The organism is Sulfoacidibacillus thermotolerans, assembly GCF_003144315.1.
GTDB lineage: Bacteria > Bacillota > Bacilli > Alicyclobacillales > SLC66 > Sulfoacidibacillus > Sulfoacidibacillus thermotolerans.
This window is the reverse complement of the sequence record NZ_MPDK01000002.1, coordinates 16,647-39,466: the sequence shown is the minus strand read 5'-3', so window position 1 is coordinate 39,466 and position 22,820 is coordinate 16,647. Positions and strand designations below refer to the sequence as shown.

The following is a 22,820-nucleotide window of genomic DNA, read 5'->3' as shown; positions in this document are numbered from 1 at the left end:
AAAAGAAGCTAGACGCAAAATGCGCCTAGCTTCTTTTTTTCTCAAGTTATTTCGTAATCCCAACAACGACGCCTGCACCCACTGTGCGTCCACCTTCGCGAATTGCAAAACGCGTTCCATCTTCAATTGCGATCGGCGAAATCAATTCCACTTTAAGTGTCACGTTATCGCCAGGCATGACCATTTCTACACCTTCAGGAAGTGTAATGATCCCAGTCACATCTGTTGTTCGAAAATAGAATTGGGGACGGTAGTTATTAAAAAATGGTGTATGACGTCCACCTTCTTCTTTTTTCAAAACGTAAACTTGCGCTTCAAAAGTTGTGTGCGGTTTAATCGAACCTGGTTTACAAATAACTTGACCACGCTCAATATCTTTGCGATCGACACCACGTAATAAAGCGCCGATATTGTCACCAGCTTGAGCAAAGTCAAGCAGTTTACGGAACATTTCAATCCCTGTAGCAACGGTTTTACGCGGCTCTTCAGCCAATCCGACGATTTCAACTTCGTCTCCAACTTTAAGTTGACCGCGTTCTACGCGACCCGTTGCGACGGTTCCGCGACCCGTAATGGTAAATACGTCTTCAACTGGCATCAAGAATGGTTTATCCGTATCACGCTCCGGCGTCGGGATAAAGCTATCTACAGCATCCATCAATTCGTTGATCTTCGAAGCCCATTCACCTTTTGGATCTTCTAAGGCTTTTAACGCAGAACCGCGGATAATCGGAGTGTCATCGCCAGGGAATTCATATTCTGTTAACAGATCGCGAATTTCCATTTCTACGAGTTCAAGCAATTCCTCGTCATCTACCATGTCACACTTGTTCATAAACACAACAATGTATGGAACGCCTACTTGGCGAGCGAGCAAAATATGTTCCCGCGTTTGTGGCATAGGACCATCAGAGGCTGATACAACAAGAATCGCTCCGTCCATTTGTGCCGCACCGGTGATCATGTTTTTTACATAGTCTGCGTGACCTGGGCAGTCCACGTGTGCATAGTGGCGATTTGCCGTTTCATATTCCACGTGAGCTGTATTGATCGTGATTCCGCGCTCGCGTTCTTCTGGCGCTTTATCAATTGCATCATATGCCATAGCTTGAGCTTGGCCGTTCAGCGAAAGCACCGTAGTGATCGCAGCCGTCAAAGTGGTCTTCCCATGGTCTACGTGACCGATCGTACCGATATTTACGTGCGGTTTATTGCGTTCAAATTTTGCCTTTGCCAATGAAATCAACTCCTTATCGTCTTATTGTCCTTTATTTTTTGCAATGATCTCGGCAGCTACAGAACGCGGAACTTCCTCGTAAGAGGAGAACTCCATCGTGTACGTTCCTCGACCTTGCGTTCTAGAGCGAAGACTTGTTGCATACCCGAACATCTCAGCGAGTGGCACAAATCCACGAATGACTTGCGCACCTGCACGAGCCTCCATGCCTTCGATACGACCGCGGCGCGAGTTAATATCACCCATAATGTCGCCCATGTATTCTTCGGGTACAACAACTTCAACTTTCATGATAGGTTCAAGAAGAATTGGATCGGCTTTGTTTGCGCCATTTTTCAACGCCATAGACCCAGCAATATGGAATGCCATTTCCGAAGAGTCGACTTCGTGATAGGAGCCATCGACAATCGTAGCTTTTACATCGATCATCGGATACCCAGCAATCACGCCATTTTGCATCGCTTCCTGAATCCCCGCGTCCACCGCCGGGATGTATTCGCGCGGCACGACACCGCCGACAATCTTGTTTTCAAAAACATAGCCAGCTCCGCGTTCGAGGGGCTCAAATTCCACCCAAACGTGACCATATTGACCACGTCCACCTGACTGACGCACAAATTTTCCTTCTGCCTTGACCTTGTTTCGTATGGTTTCCTTATAGGCAACTTGCGGTTTCCCAACATTCGCCTCAACCTTAAACTCGCGAACCATCCGATCGACGATAATCTCAAGATGCAACTCACCCATTCCTGAAATAATCGTCTGTCCGGTTTCTTGATCTGTCCGCGTCTTAAAGGTCGGATCCTCTTCAGCCAGCTTATTTAAGGCAATCCCCATCTTATCTTGGTCTGCCTTTGTTTTAGGTTCAATTGCGACCGAAATTACCGGATCCGGGAAATCCATCGATTCGAGAACGATCACCGCTTTTTCGTCACACAGTGTATCCCCCGTAGTCGTATCTTTCAAACCAACTGCAGCTGCAATATCACCGGAGTACACAACAGGAATTTCTTCGCGGTGATTCGCATGCATCTGTAGAATACGACCAATCCGTTCGCGCTTTCCTTTTGTTGAATTCAGCACGTACGATCCTGACGAAAGAGTCCCTGAGTAAACGCGGAAGAAGGCTAACTTCCCGACAAAAGGATCTGTCATGATCTTAAAAGCCAATGCAGAAAAGGGCTCCTGATCATCCGCTAAACGCTCTGCAGGCTCACCCTCTGCATCCGTCCCTTTTACGGGGGGGATATCTAGAGGCGAAGGAAGATAATCAACGACCGCATCAAGCATAGGTTGAACACCTTTATTGCGATAGGACGATCCGCAAAGTACCGGTACCAATACGGATGATGTTGTTCCCTGGCGCAATCCACGCTTAATCTCTTCGATCGTCAACTCTTCGCCATCAAGATACTTCATCATCAGTTCTTCATCAACTTCAGCAACAGCTTCAAGCAGTTTCACACGAAACTCAGCCGCTTTTTCCTTGTATTCCTCCGGAATCTCGCGCGATTCTGAAGTAGTCCCGAGATCGTCCGTATAGACAATCGCTCGATTCTCCACAAGATCAATCACACCTGTAAAGTGATCTTCCGCCCCGATGGGGAGTTGAATCGCCACAGGATTTGATTTTAAGCGATTGCGGATCTGATCTACACAGGCATAGAAGTCCGCACCAATAATATCCATTTTGTTTACGTATGCGATCCGTGGAACTCCATACTTATCTGCTTGTCTCCAGACGGTCTCAGATTGCGGCTCAACACCGCCTTTGGCGTCAAACACCGCGACCGCTCCATCAAGAACGCGCAAAGAACGCTCGACTTCAACCGTAAAGTCCACGTGTCCTGGCGTATCAATGATATTGATGCGGTGGCCCTTCCATTGAGCCGTTGTCGCAGCCGAAGTAATGGTGATCCCGCGTTCTTGTTCCTGCACCATCCAGTCCATCGTCGCTGCGCCTTCATGCACTTCACCTATTTTGTGCACACGACCTGTGTAAAACAAAATACGCTCAGTCGTTGTCGTTTTCCCCGCATCGATGTGAGCCATAATTCCAATGTTGCGCGTTTTCTCTAGCGGGAATTGTCTTGACATGAACTCCCTCCTCCCTTCCATGTACATTTTCATTCTTAGCAACTGCTTCTAACTCACGCAGCGGTCTACCAGCGATAATGCGCAAACGCTTTGTTGGCCTCAGCCATACGATGCGTATCTTCACGTTTTTTCACTGAACCGCCTGCATTGTTTGCAGCGTCAAGAATTTCATTTGCCAAGCGCTCGTCCATATCTTTTTCATGACGTTGACGCGCATATGTTACTAACCAGCGGATCCCAAGTGTTGTGCGGCGCTCCGGACGCACTTCAACTGGCACTTGATAATTTGATCCACCTACACGTCGCGCTTTAACTTCCAGGACGGGCATAATATTTTTCATCGCTGCGTCAAATACTTCCATTGGATCTTTGCCAGTGCGTTCACGCACTTTTTCAAACGCGCCATACACGATGTTTTGCGCGATTCCACGCTTACCATCAAGCATGACTTTGTTGATCAAACGCGTGACCGACTTGTTTCCGTATACCGGATCCGGCATTACATCCCGACGCGGCACAGGCCCTTTCCTCGGCATGAAGAAATCCCCCTTTCCACTACCCTTATCAAATTACAAAGCGCACTGGCTAGCCCGCACTCCGCATTACTTTTTCTTCTTCGGACGTTTTGCGCCATATTTTGAACGAGCTTGCTGACGGTCTTTTACGCCCGCAGTATCGAGCGCCCCACGCACAATGTGATAGCGAACACCAGGCAAATCTTTCACCCGTCCGCCACGAACAAGGACGACAGAGTGTTCTTGCAAATTATGTCCAATCCCGGGGATATACGCTGTTACTTCAATCCCATTGGTCAGGCGTACACGAGCATATTTACGCAATGCTGAGTTTGGTTTTTTCGGGGTCATTGTCCCCACGCGCGTACATACGCCGCGCTTTTGCGGTGAAGGCAGGTCTGTCTGCTCCTTATGGAAGCTGTTGTACCCCTTCTGTAATGCCGGCGCTCCGGATTTTTCTTCTACGACCATCCGTCCTTTGCGCACGAGCTGGTTAATCGTCGGCACGTCGCACACCTCCTTTTGGAGCGAATTTCATTTCAATTCGCCATCAATCCACTCGGCGTGTCCGCCTTCTTTTTAAGCCCACTGACCCTGGCGGGCCATTAACGGGCAAAGAAAAGTGGTCTTGCAGCCCTCATCGCTAGAAGTTCGCGAAGTTCGGCCTAACGCCTATATGTCTTCTCGCAAAATTCCAACCGCCGAAGTGCCAATCCGCAGTCCACAGGCCCGACCCAAGGCAAGTTGCGAATCAACCCAAACGATCGATATGCCTCTTTCCTCACACTGCTTCTGCAGCGGCTGTAACACTCGGTGTTCCGCGTCTTTAGCGAGATAAACTTCGATCAGATGCCCCTTTTGCAGAGCCCGCAAAGTAGAGGATAATCCCACCACGCGCATCTGCTGTTGACGAACTCGCTGATACACTGGCACGCCACCTACTTCTCCTGTCTAGGCACACTTGAACATGTTAGCACCGCTGCACGTTAATTGTCAAGGACAAAGAAGAATTTAGCAGAAAGCGACTGCCCATTCTCAGCAGTCGCTTTCTGACCAACATTTGTAACACTTGCGACTTGTTCAGTCCGTTACATCTGCAGCTACAACTTCCAAGCTCGACTCCTCTACATCAGCATTTGCGTCTTGTACTTCGTTTGCATCCACGATATCAATACTGCGATAACGCGACATCCCAGTACCAGCTGGTATTAATTTACCGATAATCACATTTTCTTTTAAGCCTAACAATCGATCGACTTTCCCTTTGATTGCCGCTTCTGTTAAGACACGAGTTGTTTCTTGGAAAGAAGCCGCCGACAAAAAGGAGTCTGTCTCAAGCGAAGCCTTTGTAATTCCAAGCAGTGCCGCTCGTGCCACCGCCGGTTCTCCACCAGTTAAAAGGGCCACGCGGTTTGCATCTTCATAAACAAATAGATCCACATAAGTGCCAGGCAGCAAATCTGTTGAACCGCTGTCAACAATGCGCACTTTGCGCATCATCTGGCGCACCATCACCTCAACGTGCTTATCGTCAATATCCACACCTTGCAGACGATATACCCGTTGCACTTCACGCAAAAGATAATTTTGCACCCCGCGTAGACCTTTTACGCGCAGCATTTCCTTTGGATCTACGCTACCTTCTGTTAACTCGTCCCCCGCATCCACTTCTTGACCGATACTGACGCGCAGGCGTGATCCAAACGGCACTGCGTAGACCTTCGTTTCAGCCTCACCCGTTACCTCAATTTCACGTTTGTCTTTCGCTTCACGAATATCTGTAATCGTTCCAGCAATTTCAGTAATCGTGGCTTGCCCTTTCGGATTACGCGCCTCAAACAACTCCTGAATCCGTGGCAAACCTTGTGTGATATCATCGCCAGCGACCCCGCCTGTATGGAATGTCCGCATGGTCAACTGTGTACCTGGTTCGCCAATCGATTGAGCCGCGATAATCCCAACCGCTTCTCCGATTTCAACCATTTTACCCGTCGCAAGATTACGTCCATAACACTTGATGCATACACCATGACGCGCCCGACATGTCAACACAGATCGTATTGTGACTTCAGTGATCCCTGCATTAACAATTGCACGCGCGATATTTTCTTCTATTAATTGATTGCGCGCAACCAGCACTTCCCCTGTTTCCGGATGGCGTACCGTTTCAAACGCAATTCGACCAACAATGCGGTCATAGAGATCTTCGATTACTTCTTTGCCATCGCGGATTTGCTGAACAGGAAGCCCCCGGTCGGTACCACAGTCTTCAATACGCACAATGGTATCCTGGGCAACATCAACCAACCGACGAGTCAAATAACCAGAGTCTGCCGTACGCAACGCAGTGTCTGCAAGTCCTTTGCGAGCCCCGTGCGTCGAGATAAAATACTCAAGTACGCTTAGACCTTCCCGGAAATTCGACTTGATTGGCAACTCGATAATCCGACCAGAAGGATTCGCCATCAACCCGCGCATCCCGGCTAATTGGGTAATCTGAGAAACTGATCCGCGCGCACCTGAGTTCGCCATCATATAGATCGGATTAAAGCGATCCAACGAATCCATGAGCGTATTGGTCAGATTGTCTTTTGCTGTACTCCAGATACTGATAAATCGATTGTACCGTTCCTCTTCCGTGATCAACCCACGCCTAAATTGCATGACAACTGTATCTTCTTTTTTCTCAGCTTCCGCAACAATCTCTTCTTTTTGCTTTGGCACATAAATATCTGCCACAGAAATCGTAATCCCGGCTTTCGTCGAATAGGAAAATCCGAGACGCTTGACACGATCCAGAATTTCAGCAGTGCGAGTCGTACCATAACGACTAAAACACTCTCCAATAATTGCGCCCAGAAAGGATTTAACGACCGCTCCTTTTACCGGAACTTTTGAAACAAATGCGGTGAGATCGGCTCCCTTATCAAAAATAAAATACTCATCAGGCGTACCAACTAACAGATTCTTGCGATCCGCCACATTAATATAAGGGAATTCAGGCGGGAAAATTTCATTGAATAAAATCTTCCCACAAGTTGTTACCAACAACGCCTTTTCTTGCTCGGGAGTAAATGACGTTTTTTCAAGAACACGCGCAGGAATCACGATGCGTGAGTGTAGAGAGATCTGACCATATTGATAAGCAAGTAAGACTTCTTCTTTTGAACTGAAAATCCGACCTTCTCCAGGCTCACCTGACTTTTCAATTGTCAAGTAATAGGAACCAAGAACCATGTCTTGCGTCGGTGTTACGACAGGCTTTCCATCTTTAGGATTAAGGATGTTGTGAGCCGCTAGCATAAGTAGTCTAGCTTCAGCCTGTGCTTCAGCAGATAGCGGTACGTGAACCGCCATTTGATCGCCATCAAAGTCAGCATTATATGCTGTACAAACAAGCGGATGCAACTTAATCGCTCGTCCAGCAACAAGAATTGGTTCAAATGCCTGAATGCCCAAGCGATGGAGTGTAGGTGCGCGATTTAACAAAACCGGATGCTCTGTAATCACCTGTTCTAAGACATCCCACACTTCAGGTGATACACGTTCCACTTTGCGCTTGGCACTTTTTATATTATGGGCCAGACCCTGCGCGACGAGTTCTTTCATTACAAAAGGTTTAAAGAGCTCAAGGGCCATCTCCTTAGGTAGACCACACTGATACATTTTCAATTCAGGTCCAACAACAATGACTGAACGGCCAGAGTAGTCAACACGCTTCCCTAGCAAGTTTTGTCTAAAGCGGCCTTGCTTACCTTTTAACATATGGGATAAAGATTTTAACGGCCGATTTCCTGGTCCCGTCACAGGTCGCCCACGACGACCATTATCAATTAGCGCGTCAACCGCTTCTTGAAGCATACGCTTTTCATTCTGCACAATAATATCCGGTGCGCCAAGATCCAACAGACGTTTAAGGCGATTATTGCGATTGATCACACGACGATACAAGTCGTTTAGGTCTGAAGTGGCAAAACGCCCACCATCAAGTTGGACCATTGGACGCAGATCAGGCGGAATTACCGGCAGGGCATCAAGAATCATCCAACTCGGTTCGTTATTTGACTGTTTAAAGGCATCGAGTACTTCCAAACGCTTAATTGCACGGTTGCGACGTTGACCTTGAACAGTGCGCAACTCTTCGCGTAACGTGTCAATCTCACGATCAAGATCGATCTCTAGCAACAGTTTTTTAATCGATTCCGCTCCCATGCCTGCCTCAAACGCATACCCGTACTTTTCTCGATAACTGCGGTACTCTTTTTCTGATAACAACTGTTTTTTCTCAAGCGGCGTATCGCCCGGATCTGTCACGACATAGGACGCAAAGTAGATCACTTCTTCAAGAGAGCGCGGCGACATGTCAAGCACTAGCCCCATACGGCTTGGAATTCCCTTGAAATACCAGATGTGCGACACCGGAGCTGCTAATTCAATATGACCCATCCGTTCTCGGCGCACCTTCGCACGTGTCACTTCAACGCCGCAGCGATCGCAGACGACTCCTTTGTACCGAACGCGCTTGTACTTCCCACAGTGACACTCCCAGTCACGCTGCGGTCCAAAGATCTTTTCGCAAAACAGACCTTCTTTTTCTGGTTTCAAGGTTCTATAGTTAATTGTTTCCGGCTTCTTGACTTCCCCATGCGACCATGAACGAATCTTGTCGGGTGAGGCTAGACCAATTTTCATAAACTCGAAGTTATTGACATCTAGCAAAAGGGGCCCCCCTCTTATGTCGTCTTTAAGAAATCCTAGTCTTCGCCCACTTCACGCATTTCTAGACTGAAATTGAGCTTTTCGGTAGTGTCATCATCTTCATCCGATTCACGCATTGCGATTTCTTGTTCATCTTCCGATAAAATCTTTACATCTAACCCAAGACTCTGTAGTTCTTTGATCAACACTTTAAACGATTCAGGGACACCTGGCTCCGGTACGTTCTCCCCTTTTACGATTGCTTCATACGTCTTTACACGTCCAACGACATCGTCCGATTTGACCGTGAGAATCTCCTGCAGTGTATATGCTGCACCATACGCTTCAAGCGCCCAGACTTCCATCTCCCCAAATCGCTGCCCGCCAAATTGTGCTTTACCACCGAGTGGCTGCTGTGTAACTAGCGAGTAAGGACCTGTCGAGCGTGCATGAATCTTATCATCAACCAAATGGTGCAACTTCAACATGTACACATACCCTACTGTGACACGTCCATCAAACCGTTCCCCAGTGCGACCATCGTAAAGCACCGTCTTACCATCGCGATCAAGACCCGCTTCTTCAAGTGCATCAAACACGTCCGATTCATGAGCTCCATCAAACACAGGAGTTGCAACTCGAATGCCCAGGGCGTGTGCCGCCATACCAAGATGTGTTTCCAGCACTTGTCCGATATTCATCCGCGAGGGAACCCCTAGAGGGTTTAACACAATTTGCACAGGCGTTCCATCCGGCAAAAACGGCATATCTTCGACGGGCATGATCCGAGCAACGACCCCCTTATTGCCGTGCCGTCCAGCCATTTTGTCGCCTTCTGAAATTTTGCGTTTTTGCGCGATGTAGACACGCACCAACTGATTAACACCAGGCGGCAATTCATCGCCATTTTCCCTCGTAAACACTTTGACATCTACAATGATCCCTGCGCCGCCGTTTGGCGCTTTTAGTGAAGTGTCACGAACCTCTCTCGCTTTTTCACCAAAAATCGCATGTAACAACCGCTCTTCTGCTGTGAGTTCTGTCACGCCTTTAGGAGTTACTTTGCCAACTAGAATATCTCCCGCAACAATCTCTGCTCCGATGCGAATAATCCCGCGATCGTCAAGGTTACGCAACGCATCCTCTCCAACATTTGGGATGTCACGCGTGATCTCCTCTGGTCCAAGTTTTGTATCGCGCGCTTCACACTCGTATTCCTCAATGTGAATCGAAGTGTAAATATCCTCTTTCACAACGTCTTCACTTAACAGAATCGCATCTTCATAGTTGTATCCTTCCCACGTCATAAACGCAACGAGGACATTTCGGCCTAGCGCCAATTCTCCCTGATCGGTCGCTGGACCATCTGCGATAATATCACCCTTTTGAACAACGTCTCCCATACGCACAATCGGTCGCTGATTGATACAGGTCCCTTGGTTCGAGCGCATAAACTTCATAATCTTATAGCGATCAATATTCCCCTGCACGACTTTTCCATCGACAACCTCTTGCACACGGATTTGAATTTCGTTTGCCGTGACGCGTTCAACGACTCCTGATCGCTTCGCAAGGATTGCAACACCCGAATCACGGGCTGCTTTGTACTCCATCCCTGTCCCGACTAGCGGGGCATCTGTAACAAGCAGAGGAACCGCTTGGCGCTGCATGTTTGAACCCATCAACGCGCGATTGGCATCGTCATTTTCAAGAAATGGAATTAAAGCCGTTGCCACAGATACTACTTGCTTTGGCGATACATCAATGTAATCAACACGTTCCGCAGGCATGGTTAGAATCTCTTCTTTATAGCGAACAATCTGCTCTGCGTCCATGAACTTACCCTCAGGTGTGATGCGTGAACTAGCCTGACCAATCACATAGTTGTCTTCTTCATCTGCAGTCAGGTAATCCACGTGATCTGTTACGAGACCCGTCTCCGGATCTACACGTCGATAAGGGGTTTCAATAAATCCATACTCATTAATTCGAGCATATGTGGACAAACTGTTTATCAATCCAATGTTTGGACCTTCAGGAGTTTCAATCGGACACATCCGACCATAATGAGAATGGTGAACATCTCGAACTTCAAATCCTGCCCGTTCACGTGTTAGCCCCCCGGGACCAAGCGCCGAAAGACGTCGTTTATGAGTGAGTTCCGCTAACGGATTTGTTTGATCCATAAACTGCGATAACTGACTCGACCCAAAAAACTCCTTAATCGATGCAATCACCGGACGAATATTAATCAATCCTTGAGGCGTTATCGCATTCGCATCTTGAATTGACATCCGTTCGCGCACGACGCGTTCCATCCGAGACAAACCAATGCGAAATTGATTTTGCAACAACTCTCCTACGGAGCGCAAACGGCGATTGCCTAAATGATCAATATCATCCGTGTCGCCTACACCATGCAGCAAATCCATGAAATAGCTGATCGATGCAATAATGTCTGCCGGAACAATATGTTTTACATTTTTCCCAATTCGACCATTACCGATCACTTTAATCGGTTTTCCGTCTTCACGTTGACTAAAGATCCGAATTTCTTGTACATGAATCAACGGATCTTCAGTAACTCCTGCCGCCGAGCGATACGTATGTTCATTTAATCCGGCATCTAGATATGGAAGCAAACGATCTAACAGCCGTCGATCGACAAGTTGTCCTGCCTCAGCTAAAATTTCTCCAGTCTCTGCATCGACAAGTGATTCTGCCAGACGCTGATTGAGCAAGCGATTTTTCAAATGTAACTTTTTATTGATTTTATATCGACCCACTGCCGCCAGATCATACCGCTTGGGATCAAAAAAGCGCGATGTCAACAAATTGCGCGCATTTTCCACCGTAGGTGGTTCTCCCGGACGCAGGCGTTCATAAATTTCAATCAAGGCCTTTTCGGTAGAGTCTGTGTTATCCTTTTCCAGTGTGTTGCGCAGAAATTCATCTTCACCAAGCAGGGACAAAATCTCAGCATCCGATGAAAATCCGAGTGCTCTTAATAACACCGTGACTGGAATCTTACGCGTGCGGTCAATACGCACATATATAATATCTTTGGCATCTGTCTCGAGTTCGAGCCAGGCGCCGCGGTTTGGAATTACTGTTGCACTGTACGTTCTTTTCCCGTTCTTATCTACTTTTGCATTGAAATACACACTAGGCGAGCGAACAAGTTGACTGACAATGACGCGTTCCGCACCATTGATAATGAAAGTCCCAGTCTCCGTCATGAGCGGAAAATCGCCCATAAACACTTCCTGTTCTTTGACTTCACCTGTTTCGCGGTTAATTAGCCGCACCTTCACACGAAGCGGTGCCGCGTATGTTACGTCCCGCTCTTTTGACTCCTCGACACTATACTTCGGATCCCCAAGACTATAATCAACAAACTCCAAGGTTAAATTGCCTGTGAAGTCTTGAATGGGGGAAATATCTGCGAAGAGCTCGCGCAATCCATCGTTCAAAAACCACTGGTACGACTTTTGTTGGATCTCAATCAAATTCGGGAGTTCATGAACTTCCGCAACGCGGGAGTACGTCCTGCGCTCGCGGCGCCCGTACTTTACTACGTGTCCCTGCAAATCGGTCACCCCTCATACCAAATCGCTGGCTTTCCGCAAAAAGAAAGAAAGACAAACGGGTCAAGCTCGACCTCATTTCTCCTTGAAATAGAACATGTAATATACTTCTATCGCCACAAATTAGGCGAAATATTCATCCGTAGAGCATACAACCCCAGAATAATATTTCGCATTATATGACGATAGCATGAATGAGATGATAAGTCAACGACATATTTCAAGCATATTGCCGCCTTCCTCACCCATCGATCATTCCTTTTTACATTCATAGACACGATAGCCAGCTTCGCGTTGAATGGTCCTCACTTCAGAAAAGAGTGAGCGCAAAAAGGTTTCACTAGATTCTGCTCCCTGTTTCTTCTGAATCACTACAAACAATCGCCCGCCGTTGCGCAAAACCGCAAACGCCTGCTCATATAAACGCCAAACCACAGACTTCCCTGCTCGAATGGGAGGATTAAAAACGACACAGTCAAACTGAATGTCTTTCGGCAAGGCAGCAACGCCATCACTAACAAGAGCGTGTACAGAGACACGCGCCACCTCGGCATTGATGTTACATAATTCAACCGCCCGCTCATTCACATCGACAGCCCACACAGTGACATCTGGAACAGTCGCAGCCAGTGCAATTCCCACGGGCCCGTAACCGCAGCCCAAATCGAGAATTGAATCACCTACATCGACGTGCGCAGCATTCGCTAGTAGCGCTGATCCAAAATCAACCCCCGCACGACTGAATACACCTTTGTCTGTTATAAACACAAAATCTCGGCCGCGTAATACCGCCGTTATCTTTCTGCGATCCGATGCACTACTCGGACGTGCGCTGTAGTAATGGTCTGGCATCAGTTTCTCACCTCAGCTGAGCAACAACCACTAAATAAATCCTTTTCTCAGCATTGTTTTCCCTATAAACTTGCTTATGAAAAGTCAGCGGACCCACGCACTGCGCGGCCCGCTGAGCATCTATGGATAAATGAACACTACTTGACTTCGACTTTTCCGCCAGCCTCTTCAATTTTCGCCTTTACAGCTTCCGCATCTTCTTTGCTGACTTTTTCTTTTAACGGTTTTGGAACGTTATCGACTAATTCTTTTGCTTCTTTCAGCCCTAAACCGGTAATCTCGCGAACCACTTTAATCACGTTAATTTTCGACGCACCCGCATCGACTAGGATTGCATCAAACTCAGACTGTTCCGCTTCTGCTTCAGCGCCACCAGCTGCCGCTCCACCCATTACTGCAACAGGCGCAGCTGCTGTAACACCAAATTCTTCTTCGATTGCTTTTACAAGTTCATTGAGTTCAAGAACTGTCATGCCTTTAATCGCTTCAATAATTTGCTCCTTAGACACGTAAACCCCTCCAAAACTAGTTCTTTTATAGTAAAGTTAAACGAAAATGACTATCTTCAAATCGACAAACCATAGCACTTGCTATTAAGCGCCTTGAGCTTCCTTTTGTTCTGCAATCTGCTTGGTCGCATAAGCCAGATTGCGCATCGGAGCCTGCAACACACTAAGCAACATTGACAAAAGGCCTTCGCGTGATGGCAAGGAAGCTAAATCCTTAACTCCATCCGCATCAATCAATTTGCCCTCTACTAAACCACCTTTGATTTCCAGCGCCTTATTCTTCGCCGCAAAGTCATTTAGCAATTTAGCTGGCGCGACGAGATCCTCTGTACTAAAAGCGATCGCTGTTGGGCCTTTAAGAAACACATCAAGAGCTTCTGTCCCCGACTGTGCAGTTGCACGACGGACCAATGTGTTCTTTAACACGCGAAACTCAATGCCTGCTTCACGCAATCTTTTTCGCAGCTCTGTCACTTCGCCAACCGTTAATCCACGATAATCAGTGACAATCGTCGTCTTGCTTTGCGCTAATTTATCAGCGACTTCCGCTACTAGCGCTGCTTTCTCTTCACGAACACTCACTATCTACACCTCCTAGCAAACAAAAAACTCCGCCGAGGCGGAGACTACGTCCATGCGTTTCAGGAAAAGGTCGTTTTACCCTTCATCCGATCCGGTGGTCGCAGCCTCGGTAGGTTTGTTTAAGTCCTCGGGACACCTACTGTCTACAGCTCGACAAACTTGCAATATTGTAGCACATCACTCTATGCAATGCAAACTTTAAGAATTCTACTGAGCGCGCGTTGTTGCCGTCAATCTTTGCAAATTGAGCGGAATTCCAGGCCCCATCGTCGTACTGACCGATACACTCCGGAAATACTGCCCCTTTGCAGCAGCTGGCTTTGCTTTTTGCAACGCTTCAAATATCGCCTGAAAGTTTTCAACGAGCTTTTCAGTTGGGAAGGATACCTTCCCCAATACCGCATGCACATTAGCGCCTTTATCAAGGCGATACTCAATTTTACCCGCTTTAACTTCTTCAACCGCTCTCTTCACGTCAAACGTAACAGTTCCCGTTTTCGGATTTGGCATCAGTCCGCGCGGACCGAGTACACGCCCCAGTCGCCCAACGCTCGCCATCATATCCGGCGTTGCGATTGCAGCATCAAACTCCATCCATCCGCCCGCGATCTTGGCCACTAAATCCTCATCGCCGACCACGTCAGCACCCGCAGCTTCAGCCTCGCGAGCCTTATCTCCTTTTGCAAATACAATCACACGAACCGTACGCCCTGTGCCATGCGGAAGTACCACAGCGCCGCGAATTTGCTGGTCGTTTTTACGCGGATCCAGTCCTAGGCGAAAAGCAATCTCAACAGACGCATCAAATTTGGTCACTGACGTTTGTTTTACCAATTCCAATGCTTCAATTGGATCGTATAAACGATCTTTATCGATCAACTTTAATGCTTCAGCGTATTTCTTCCCTGCCATTTTCTCGTTCCTCCCTAAATGTGGTTGACGGCGCACTTCGCAAGACGTTCGTCTTACTCCGCACCTCCCACGTCACGCAGCATCTTGCGCTAATCCGCAATCACAATGCCCATCGAACGCGCTGTACCTTCGACCATGCGCATTGCAGCTTCAACACTCGCCGCGTTTAAATCCACCATTTTCATTTCCGCAATCTCACGCACTTTTGCGCGGGAAAGCGTACCAACTTTCTTCTTGTTTGGCTCTCCCGAACCGCTCTCAATTCCGAGTGCTTTTTTCAACAACACGGAGGCAGGAGGAGTTTTAAGTTCAAATGTAAATGAACGATCCTCATAGACTGTAATGACAACCGGGATAATCATCCCTGGTTGATCTGCTGTTCGAGCATTAAACTCTTTACAAAACATCATAATGTTGACGCCTGCTTGACCCAAAGCTGGACCAATCGGCGGCGCCGGAGTGGCTTTTCCTGCAGCGACCTGCAGTTTTACCAGTTTAATCACGCGTTTTGCCACTGCAAAAACCTCACTTTCCCTCACCCATGTGGTATGACGGGCGCAGGTGCACCCTACGACCTCCCACTACAGCACAACAATGCACGCACATAGTAGCGGATTACAACAAATTTGAGCACCACAAAAATCAGCTCTATGCAGTACTCTACTTTATAGACCGTTCTATTATAGTTTCTCCATCTGCTCAAAATCAAGCTCTACCGGAGTTTCCCGTCCAAACATCGAAACTAATACGCGAACCTTATGTTCCGGCCACAAAATTTCGTCGATCGTGCCCACAAAATTTGCAAACGGTCCGCCAACAATGCGCACCACCTCATTGACTTCATAGTCAAAGCGAGTTTTCACATCGTCTACACCCATCTGCATCAAAATCAGCCGAACTTCGCTAGACAACAGCGGTGTTGGCTTTGAGTTTGCACCACTCGAACCAACAAACCCCGCAACTCCAGGTGTATTGCGCACAACATACCAAGAGTCATCTGTCATGATCATTTCGACCAACACATAGCCCGGGAAGACCTTGCGTTGCACAGACTTTTTCTTGCCATTTTTAATTTCAATTTCTTCCTCTGTCGGCACCAGTATGCGAAAAATCTTATCCGCCATGTTCATAGATTCGACACGGCGCTCCAGATTCGCTTTTACTTTGTTTTCATACCCTGAGTACGTATGAACGACATACCACTGTGTCTCTAATTGATTCTCCATAGAACGAGGGCGGCAGCCCGCACCTCCTAAGTTAAGATCAGGAATTCCCTATGCCGAGCAACTCAAATCCCCGCGTAACCAGCAAATCAAATCCATAAGTTAGAACAAACATAACCGTGCACACGATAACCACTGTTATCGTGTAAGAGACCAACTCTTTGCGAGTAGGCCAACGAACCTTTTTTACTTCTTCAACAACCCCACGAAAGTACCCGACGATTTCATTCGTCCCGTGTTGTACACTGGCAAAAAAATTACTCAATTAAGGCACCCCCAACATCGGACGAACCCCACGAATGAAGTAGATCTCGACACTTAACGCGTTTCACGGTGCAACGTCTGAGAATTGCAGTATTTACAAAACTTTTTCATTTCCAGACGGTCTGGGTCGTTCTTCTTATTTTTAATCGTTGTATAGTTGCGCTGTTTGCAATCTGTACAAGCTAACGTAATCGTCACCCGCATGCAGAGCACCTCCCTTTACAAGGCCGAAAACACCCAAATACTCTAACACAAGTGACAACGTATGTCAATATTGCCCTTTTGCATCGTGTTTAATCACCGTGTCATATATTCTCATCACTAATTTCAGATCCCAAGCCTAGGCAAGGCGATCTTCAAGATGTTTTTCCAACTTCCGTTTTACGCGCTGCAACGCATTATCAATCGACTTCACATGCCGTTGTAAATCCACCGCAATCTCTTGATACGAACGACCATCCAAATAAAGCATGAGAACATTTCGTTCTAATTCGCTTAATAATTCAGCCATTTTATATTCGATCCGGTTAAACTCTTCACGGTTGATAATCAATTCTTCCGGATCTGCAACGCGTGCCACTCCGATCACATCCATCAAAGTGCGATCAGACTCTTCATCGTAAATCGGCTTGTCCAGCGAAATATAAGAATTTAATGGCACATGTTTTTGGCGCGTCGCCGTTTTGATTGCAGTAATGATCTGTCTCGTTACGCACAGTTCCGCAAACGCCTTAAACGAAGCGAGTTTATCATCACGAAAGTCTCTAATGGCTTTGTATAAGCCAATCATACCCTCCTGAACGATATCCTCATGATCTGCACCGATAAGAAAGTAGGAACGAGCTTTGCCACGGACAAATGTCTTATAACGCTGGATTAGACATTCCAACGCATGATTATCGCCGACCCTTACGCACTCGACTAATACTTCGTCCGGGATGTCGTCAAGGCTTCGACCGTGTTCGACCGAAAGTTCAACTGCCACCGTCATCCCCCCGGGGAGTCTATCATCGCATTATAGTAACGTCAGTATACATGATAGATTCCGAGAGGGTCAACCTCGTTTGTATAAGAAAACGGGAGAAATCTCTCAAATCTCCTTATTTCGACAGCCGAGAGATTCGTTGCCGAACAATTTCGTAGAGAAGAATACCAGTTGCAACTCCAGCGTTTAATGAGTTGACCTGACCGTTCATTGGCAACCCAACCAAAACATCACACCGTTCAGCCGTCAAACGGCTAATGCCCGCCCCTTCTGCCCCAATGACAACCGCTACCGGCATCGTATAGTCAACCTGCCAGTACATTTGCGGTGCTTCAGGGGATGTACCGATCACCCAAAACCCTGCTTCCTTTAGGCGTAACAACGTTTGCCCAATATTGCTCACTCGCGCTACATCTACATGCTCAAGCGCCCCAGCCGATGCTTTCGCTACAGTACCCGTCAGAGCTACCGCACGCCGTTTTGGAATAATGACACCAGCTGCTCCCGCACCATCCGCTACGCGTAAAATGGAGCCTAGATTATGCGGATCCTCGATCCCATCGAGAACAACAAGCAGCCCGGGTTTCTTTGCGCGCGCCTTTTGAATCAACTCTTCCAAATCGACATAATTTTTAGCAGACGTGTACGCAATCACTCCTTGATGACTGCGTTCACCAACGATCTCATTCATCTTTGCTTTGGGAACTTTTTGCACAATGACTCGCTGATCTCGTGCAACAGCTAAAATCTCAGTTAAACTTCCGCCAGCAGCATCCTCCTGTAGCAGAATTTTATTCAACGCTCTTTGCCCTTTTAATGCTTCAAGTACAGCACGCCTTCCAAATACAAACTCCTCATGCTTATCGACTTCCTCGACGCGTGTCTGTTCTGGCAACTTTGTTCGCTCCGAGCGAACCGACCGACCGCGCCCGCTCTGCCGATCGCGTTCAAAACGCGCGGCCCCCCTACGGCCGATCTTGTCTTTTTTCGCATCATCTCGCCCCCCCGTTTCGAGAGACCTATCTTCACGACGACCCTTTATCCGTGATTTTTCACTATAATCCATACTTCCTTTTGCGAATTTAGAACCAGAAGGGCTCCCTTTGCGTCTTGCGCTCTGACCTTTCGTACGGGTTCGTGTTGACACTTGATTTCTCACTGCTTATCAGTCTCCTCAACTTGTAACAATAACTGCAGAATTTCATTTAGCCGTTCTTTTTGATCCGCTAAGTACAAGTAACCAAGCAATGCTTCAATTCCCGTACTCGCTCGATAATCTGCTACAGAGGCACTGCGCGGTATAGAGTTCGACTTTGCGTTTCTCCCTCTACGCACAACCTCACGCTCCTGATCTGACAGTTCCTCTCGGATCTGGCGCAGTCGATCAGCTTGTGACTTGGCTCGTACTCGTTCGACCGCCAAACGATGTAAGCGTCTAGGTTGTGTCTCTCCATTTTCCACCAAATAATGTCGCACAGCAAGCTCCCATACCGCATCACCAACATAAGCCAAAGTTAAAGGAGGTAAACGATAGGCTTTTTCCTGCTGGTTCACGATTCTCTCCACCATCTTACACCTTTTGCGGTATCTTCAAGATGAATTCCCTGTGCTAGTAATTTTTCGCGAATCATATCCGCTTTTGCAAAATCGCGTGCTTTACGCGCAAGCACACGCTCCTCAATCAGCTTTGCAATTTCCTCATCCGGTAACTCCGAAAAATCCTTGGCTAGCCCAAATAATTGTAACCAATTCCGCAATTTTTCATGTCTCGCCTGCAATCCTTGGCGATCTACCGACCCGAGATGTACATAACTATTTGCCGATCGAACAAAATCAAACAAGACGCCAATGGCATCACCCGTATTTATATCATCGTCCATAGCCGTTACCAAACGCTCTTCCCACTCGGAAAGATCGACTGGGTCTCCTTCCGGCAAAAAAGGAGTCTCCAATTTTTCAACTAAACTGTCATAGCAGCTATCAATACGACGAATCGCTGCAACTGTTTGCGCCATGACCTCGTCTGAATAGTTGATCGGACTACGATATTGAGCAGAGAGCAAAAACAGGCGCAAAGCTCGCGGATCATAGCGCTTCACAAGGTCATGAACAAAAATGCTGTTACCGAGCGATTTTGACATTTTCTCATTATTAATGTTGATATATCCATTGTGCAGGAAGTATCGTGCAAGTGGAGCCCCTAGCAACGCCTCACTTTGCGCAATTTCATTCTCATGATGAGGGAATAGTAAATCATGTCCCCCACCATGAATATCAATATGCTCTCCAAGATGTTTGTGAATCATCGCAGAACACTCGATATGCCACCCCGGACGTCCAGGCCCCCACGGACTATCCCACCAAGGTTCACCTGGCTTAGCCGCCTTCCACAAAACAAAATCAGCCGGATTGCGTTTGCGTTCAGACACTTCAACACGACTGCCTGCTTGCAGTTCATCTAGCGATTGTTTGGAAAGTTTCCCGTAGTCCTTGAACTTTGGCGTTTCAAAGAGAACATCACCATCTGCCACATAAGCATACCCAGCTTCAATGAGCCCAGTGATAAATGAAATAATTTCTGACATAGTCTCTGTCACGCGCGGATGTACATCTGCACGCTCAATCCCTATCGCTGTAGCATCCGCAAAATACGCATCAATATATTGATTAGCGATTTCATCGACCGTTGTACCCAGTTCATTTGCTCGCTTGATCAACTTATCATCGACATCTGTAAAGTTTTGAACAAATTTGACACGATATCCTCGATACTGCAAATAGCGTCTTACCATGTCAAACACCACAAAGGCGCGCGCGTTTCCAATGTGAAAATAATTATACACAGTTGGACCGCAAGAATACATTTTGACGACACCCGGTTCCATAGGTTCAAAAACTTCTTTTTGCCCAGACAAACTGTTATAAAGGCGAATCGACATGCATCTTCCCCTCTTTAACGACTTGATTTAGCCATATTTGCATCAAGCGCAGCTAATCTACGCTCTAATAGCTCTATGCGGTCTTGCATCATTTGCACGGTTTCAGAAATTGGATCTGGTAAGTCCACTTGATCTAATTCATCAACACGTCGCCCTTCAATCGCGACAACACGACCAGGAATTCCCACGACAGTCGAATGGGGAGGAACAGACTTTAACACAACAGAACCTGCCCCAATTTTTGCGTAATCCCCCACCGTCAAGGATCCCAACACCTTTGCGCCTGTCGCGATTAAGACATGGTTTCCAATTGTTGGATGGCGCTTCCCTTTTTCCTTACCCGTTCCTCCAAGTGTAACCCCCTGGTAAAGCACGACATAATCCCCGACAATCGCAGTTTCTCCAATTACAACCCCCATCCCATGATCGATAAAGAGCCCTTTGCCAATCACGGCCCCCGGGTGAATTTCAATCCCCGTAAGGAATCTTGCAAATTGCGAAATCATCCTCGCAATTGTAAACCACTTCCTCTTATATAATTGATGGGCGAGTCGATAGAACCAAACCGCATGCACCCCTGAATATGTGAGGATAACCTCTAAACGAGAGTGTGCGGCAGGATCCATCTTCATAATGAAGTCGATATCTTCACGCATGCGGCGAAACATCCACCACCAACCCCCTCCATGTAAAATGAAAACCGCCTCTAGCTCAGCCAGAGACGGTTTCCCCGCGATTCCACTCTGATTCTGCATCATATTGCTATCTTGAGGCAGCTCTTAATCGTGCTGTAACGGGCGATCCCGGCGAAGTTTACTTAGAGAGAACAAACGACTCTCCGTTCCTTTCGCTCGCGTTTGGTGCATTCTGCAAAGTGTCATCTGCCTTTTCTCACAGCAGGTCTATAAAACCGAAAAGGCTCTCTGTAGCGACGACTTAACATACTCCTCCAAACGATCGATTTGCTCATCTAGTGACTTGATGCAAGCGCTGAAGTATACGTTCTCGACCTAACAGCGCAAGCGACTGATTAAGATCAGGGCCGTGCAACTGACCTAATATCGCCGCCCGGATCGGCATAAATAAATCTTTCCCCTTGCGACCTGTCGTTGCCTGTACAGTTTTTAGCGCTGCCTTGACAACATCTGCGTCCCACGTCGATGCACTTGCAACAACATCCGAAAACGCCTGAAGCACTTCACTTACAGTACGATCCGCGAGCAAAACTTGTGCCTCTTTATGAACCGATGGAATTTCCACAAGAAACGGTTCCGCCATCTCAGGCAACTGCGCCAAATAGCTTAGCTTATCTTTATATAGGGCAATAAGTTTAAGAAGCCATAAGTCAGATTCCATTTCCTTAGTTTCCTTAGAGTACTTCAGAAACACGCGTTTGACAAGTGGCAATAATTCTTCTTCTGAACGCTGACGTAAATAGTGACCATTCATCCAGGCCAACTTTGTCGCATCAAAAAAAGCTCCGCTCTTATTGACACGTTCCAAACGAAAGGAGGCTATCAATTCTTTTTTCGTTAAAATTTCCTGTTCTCCCTCCGGAGTCCAGCCTAATAACGCTAAAAAATTAAACATCGCTTCAGGTAAATACCCCAGATCCCGATACTGCTCTATAAATTGGACGATGGATTCATCACGTTTACTTAGCTTTTTGCCATCCGCCCCTAAAATTAAGGAAACATGCGCGAATATGGGCGGTTCCCAACCAAAAGCCTTATATAGCAAGAGTTGTCTGGGTGTATTCGAGATATGCTCCTCTCCGCGAATGACATGCGTGATCTCCATTAAATGATCATCGATCGTACACGCAAAATTGTAGGTAGGGATTCCATTCGATTTCACAATGACAAAATCGCCACCAGTAGCCCCCGCCTCAAACGTCATTTCCCCGCGGATCATATCTGAAAAGTGAATGGTATCCTCTTCATGTACCCGAAAACGCACGGTCGCTTTCCGACCCTCCGCTAAAAAGTGGTTGCGTTGTTCTTCTGTCAAATGCCGACATCTGCCCGAATAGCGTGGCGTTTCCCCTTTTGCCAGCGCATTTTCGCGCTCGATCGCGAGTTCGTCTTCAGTGCAAAAACAATCGTATGCATATCCAAGTTCACGTAATTGCCGAATGTAATCGTCATAGATTGAAAGGCGCTCTGTACATACATATGGGCCATACTCACCGCCCACATAAGCCCCTTCATCCCATTCCACGCCAAGCCAGCGCAATTGCTCAGCAAAACCGTCAGCAGCTCGATCGACATTACGCTCTAAATCTGTATCTTCGATCCGCAGAATAAACGTACCACCATGATGTTTTGCGAACAAATAATTAAACAGCGCAGTCCGCGCGCCCCCAATGTGCAAATGCCCTGTAGGACTTGGCGCGTAGCGCACACGCACACCACTCATAC

At 47.3% G+C, this 22,820-nt stretch carries 21 protein-coding genes and 1 other annotated feature; all 21 genes read right to left on the bottom strand.

Translation table 11 applies throughout. The features are described from left to right. Positions 1 to 46: 46 nt before the first annotated feature. On the bottom strand, positions 47 to 1,237 hold the full coding sequence (gene tuf / locus BM613_RS00510) for an elongation factor Tu (RefSeq protein WP_109429208.1): 1,191 nt from the start codon (positions 1,235 to 1,237) through the stop codon (positions 47 to 49). 21 nt (positions 1,238 to 1,258) lie between these two features. Next, complete coding sequence (fusA, locus tag BM613_RS00505) at positions 1,259 to 3,334, bottom strand: elongation factor G (RefSeq protein ID WP_109429207.1); 2,076 nt, start codon at positions 3,332 to 3,334, stop codon at positions 1,259 to 1,261. Between the two features lie 65 nt (positions 3,335 to 3,399). After that, positions 3,400 to 3,870 (bottom strand): 30S ribosomal protein S7, encoded by a 471-nt coding sequence (rpsG, locus tag BM613_RS00500; RefSeq protein ID WP_109429206.1) that lies wholly within the window; start codon positions 3,868 to 3,870, stop codon positions 3,400 to 3,402. A 66-nt stretch (positions 3,871 to 3,936) separates the two neighbouring features. Continuing rightward, positions 3,937 to 4,356 (bottom strand): 30S ribosomal protein S12, encoded by a 420-nt coding sequence (rpsL, locus tag BM613_RS00495; RefSeq protein WP_109429205.1) that lies wholly within the window; start codon positions 4,354 to 4,356, stop codon positions 3,937 to 3,939. Between the two features lie 165 nt (positions 4,357 to 4,521). Further along, complete coding sequence (locus BM613_RS00490; protein WP_181362796.1) at positions 4,522 to 4,776, bottom strand: ribosomal L7Ae/L30e/S12e/Gadd45 family protein; 255 nt, start codon at positions 4,774 to 4,776, stop codon at positions 4,522 to 4,524. A 153-nt stretch (positions 4,777 to 4,929) separates the two neighbouring features. Further along, positions 4,930 to 8,568 carry a DNA-directed RNA polymerase subunit beta' gene (gene rpoC / locus BM613_RS00485; protein WP_109429203.1) on the bottom strand — a complete coding sequence of 1,213 codons (3,639 nt, stop codon included), beginning with the start codon at positions 8,566 to 8,568 and terminating at the stop codon, positions 4,930 to 4,932. A 35-nt stretch (positions 8,569 to 8,603) separates the two neighbouring features. Next, positions 8,604 to 12,137 carry a DNA-directed RNA polymerase subunit beta gene (rpoB, locus tag BM613_RS00480; RefSeq protein ID WP_109429202.1) on the bottom strand — a complete coding sequence of 1,178 codons (3,534 nt, stop codon included), beginning with the start codon at positions 12,135 to 12,137 and terminating at the stop codon, positions 8,604 to 8,606. A gap of 249 nt (positions 12,138 to 12,386) precedes the next feature. Next, complete coding sequence (locus tag BM613_RS00475; RefSeq protein ID WP_109429201.1) at positions 12,387 to 12,986, bottom strand: class I SAM-dependent methyltransferase; 600 nt, start codon at positions 12,984 to 12,986, stop codon at positions 12,387 to 12,389. Between the two features lie 137 nt (positions 12,987 to 13,123). Beyond that, entirely contained in the window at positions 13,124 to 13,495 is a 372-nt protein-coding gene (rplL, locus tag BM613_RS00470; RefSeq protein WP_109429200.1) for a 50S ribosomal protein L7/L12, read from the bottom strand. A gap of 84 nt (positions 13,496 to 13,579) precedes the next feature. Then, on the bottom strand, positions 13,580 to 14,080 hold the full coding sequence (rplJ, locus tag BM613_RS00465) for a 50S ribosomal protein L10 (protein ID WP_146192737.1): 501 nt from the start codon (positions 14,078 to 14,080) through the stop codon (positions 13,580 to 13,582). Between the two features lie 9 nt (positions 14,081 to 14,089). Further along, positions 14,090 to 14,244, bottom strand: a sequence feature (ribosomal protein L10 leader region). A 40-nt stretch (positions 14,245 to 14,284) separates the two neighbouring features. Continuing rightward, entirely contained in the window at positions 14,285 to 14,989 is a 705-nt protein-coding gene (gene rplA, locus BM613_RS00460) for a 50S ribosomal protein L1 (protein WP_109429198.1), read from the bottom strand. Positions 14,990 to 15,078: 89 nt separating this feature from the next. Then, on the bottom strand, positions 15,079 to 15,504 hold the full coding sequence (rplK, locus tag BM613_RS00455; RefSeq protein WP_109429197.1) for a 50S ribosomal protein L11: 426 nt from the start codon (positions 15,502 to 15,504) through the stop codon (positions 15,079 to 15,081). 165 nt (positions 15,505 to 15,669) lie between these two features. Next, positions 15,670 to 16,215, bottom strand: coding sequence for a transcription termination/antitermination protein NusG (gene nusG, locus BM613_RS00450; protein WP_109429196.1), 546 nt, complete (start codon positions 16,213 to 16,215; stop codon positions 15,670 to 15,672). A 37-nt stretch (positions 16,216 to 16,252) separates the two neighbouring features. After that, on the bottom strand, positions 16,253 to 16,477 hold the full coding sequence (gene secE / locus BM613_RS00445) for a preprotein translocase subunit SecE (RefSeq protein WP_181362795.1): 225 nt from the start codon (positions 16,475 to 16,477) through the stop codon (positions 16,253 to 16,255). A 53-nt stretch (positions 16,478 to 16,530) separates the two neighbouring features. Then, positions 16,531 to 16,680 carry a 50S ribosomal protein L33 gene (gene rpmG / locus BM613_RS00440; RefSeq protein ID WP_109429195.1) on the bottom strand — a complete coding sequence of 50 codons (150 nt, stop codon included), beginning with the start codon at positions 16,678 to 16,680 and terminating at the stop codon, positions 16,531 to 16,533. Positions 16,681 to 16,816: 136 nt separating this feature from the next. Next, entirely contained in the window at positions 16,817 to 17,467 is a 651-nt protein-coding gene (gene sigH / locus BM613_RS00435; RefSeq protein ID WP_109429194.1) for an RNA polymerase sporulation sigma factor SigH, read from the bottom strand. Between the two features lie 109 nt (positions 17,468 to 17,576). Then, positions 17,577 to 18,620, bottom strand: a complete 1,044-nt coding sequence (gene rlmB / locus BM613_RS00430) for a 23S rRNA (guanosine(2251)-2'-O)-methyltransferase RlmB (RefSeq protein ID WP_245926180.1) — start codon at positions 18,618 to 18,620, stop codon at positions 17,577 to 17,579. Next, positions 18,617 to 19,015 (bottom strand): Mini-ribonuclease 3, encoded by a 399-nt coding sequence (locus BM613_RS00425; RefSeq protein WP_245926179.1) that lies wholly within the window; start codon positions 19,013 to 19,015, stop codon positions 18,617 to 18,619. Before BM613_RS00425 ends, rlmB begins: the two co-directional genes overlap by 4 nt. Then, positions 19,012 to 20,400 (bottom strand): cysteine--tRNA ligase, encoded by a 1,389-nt coding sequence (gene cysS, locus BM613_RS00420; RefSeq protein ID WP_109429192.1) that lies wholly within the window; start codon positions 20,398 to 20,400, stop codon positions 19,012 to 19,014. The genes BM613_RS00425 and cysS overlap by 4 nt, the downstream gene beginning before the upstream one ends. A gap of 14 nt (positions 20,401 to 20,414) precedes the next feature. After that, complete coding sequence (gene cysE, locus BM613_RS00415) at positions 20,415 to 21,068, bottom strand: serine O-acetyltransferase (RefSeq protein ID WP_109429191.1); 654 nt, start codon at positions 21,066 to 21,068, stop codon at positions 20,415 to 20,417. A gap of 298 nt (positions 21,069 to 21,366) precedes the next feature. Beyond that, positions 21,367 to 22,818 carry a glutamate--tRNA ligase gene (gene gltX / locus BM613_RS00410; protein ID WP_109429190.1) on the bottom strand — a complete coding sequence of 484 codons (1,452 nt, stop codon included), beginning with the start codon at positions 22,816 to 22,818 and terminating at the stop codon, positions 21,367 to 21,369. Positions 22,819 to 22,820 lie beyond the last annotated feature (2 nt).

Coding starts and splice junctions, on each gene's coding strand:
- fusA (WP_109429207.1), bottom strand. CDS start 3,334: ATGTCAAGACAATTCCCGCTAGAGAAAACGCGCAACATTGGAATTATG.
- rpsG (WP_109429206.1), bottom strand. CDS start 3,870: ATGCCGAGGAAAGGGCCTGTGCCGCGTCGGGATGTAATGCCGGATCCG.
- BM613_RS00475 (WP_109429201.1), bottom strand. CDS start 12,986: ATGCCAGACCATTACTACAGCGCACGTCCGAGTAGTGCATCGGATCGC.
- rplA (WP_109429198.1), bottom strand. CDS start 14,989: ATGGCAGGGAAGAAATACGCTGAAGCATTAAAGTTGATCGATAAAGAT.
- nusG (WP_109429196.1), bottom strand. CDS start 16,215: ATGGAGAATCAATTAGAGACACAGTGGTATGTCGTTCATACGTACTCA.
- rpmG (WP_109429195.1), bottom strand. CDS start 16,680: ATGCGGGTGACGATTACGTTAGCTTGTACAGATTGCAAACAGCGCAAC.
- sigH (WP_109429194.1), bottom strand. CDS start 17,467: ATGACGGTGGCAGTTGAACTTTCGGTCGAACACGGTCGAAGCCTTGAC.
- cysS (WP_109429192.1), bottom strand. CDS start 20,400: ATGTCGATTCGCCTTTATAACAGTTTGTCTGGGCAAAAAGAAGTTTTT.
- cysE (WP_109429191.1), bottom strand. CDS start 21,068: ATGTTTCGCCGCATGCGTGAAGATATCGACTTCATTATGAAGATGGAT.
- gltX (WP_109429190.1), bottom strand. CDS start 22,818: ATGAGTGGTGTGCGTGTGCGCTACGCGCCAAGTCCTACAGGGCATTTG.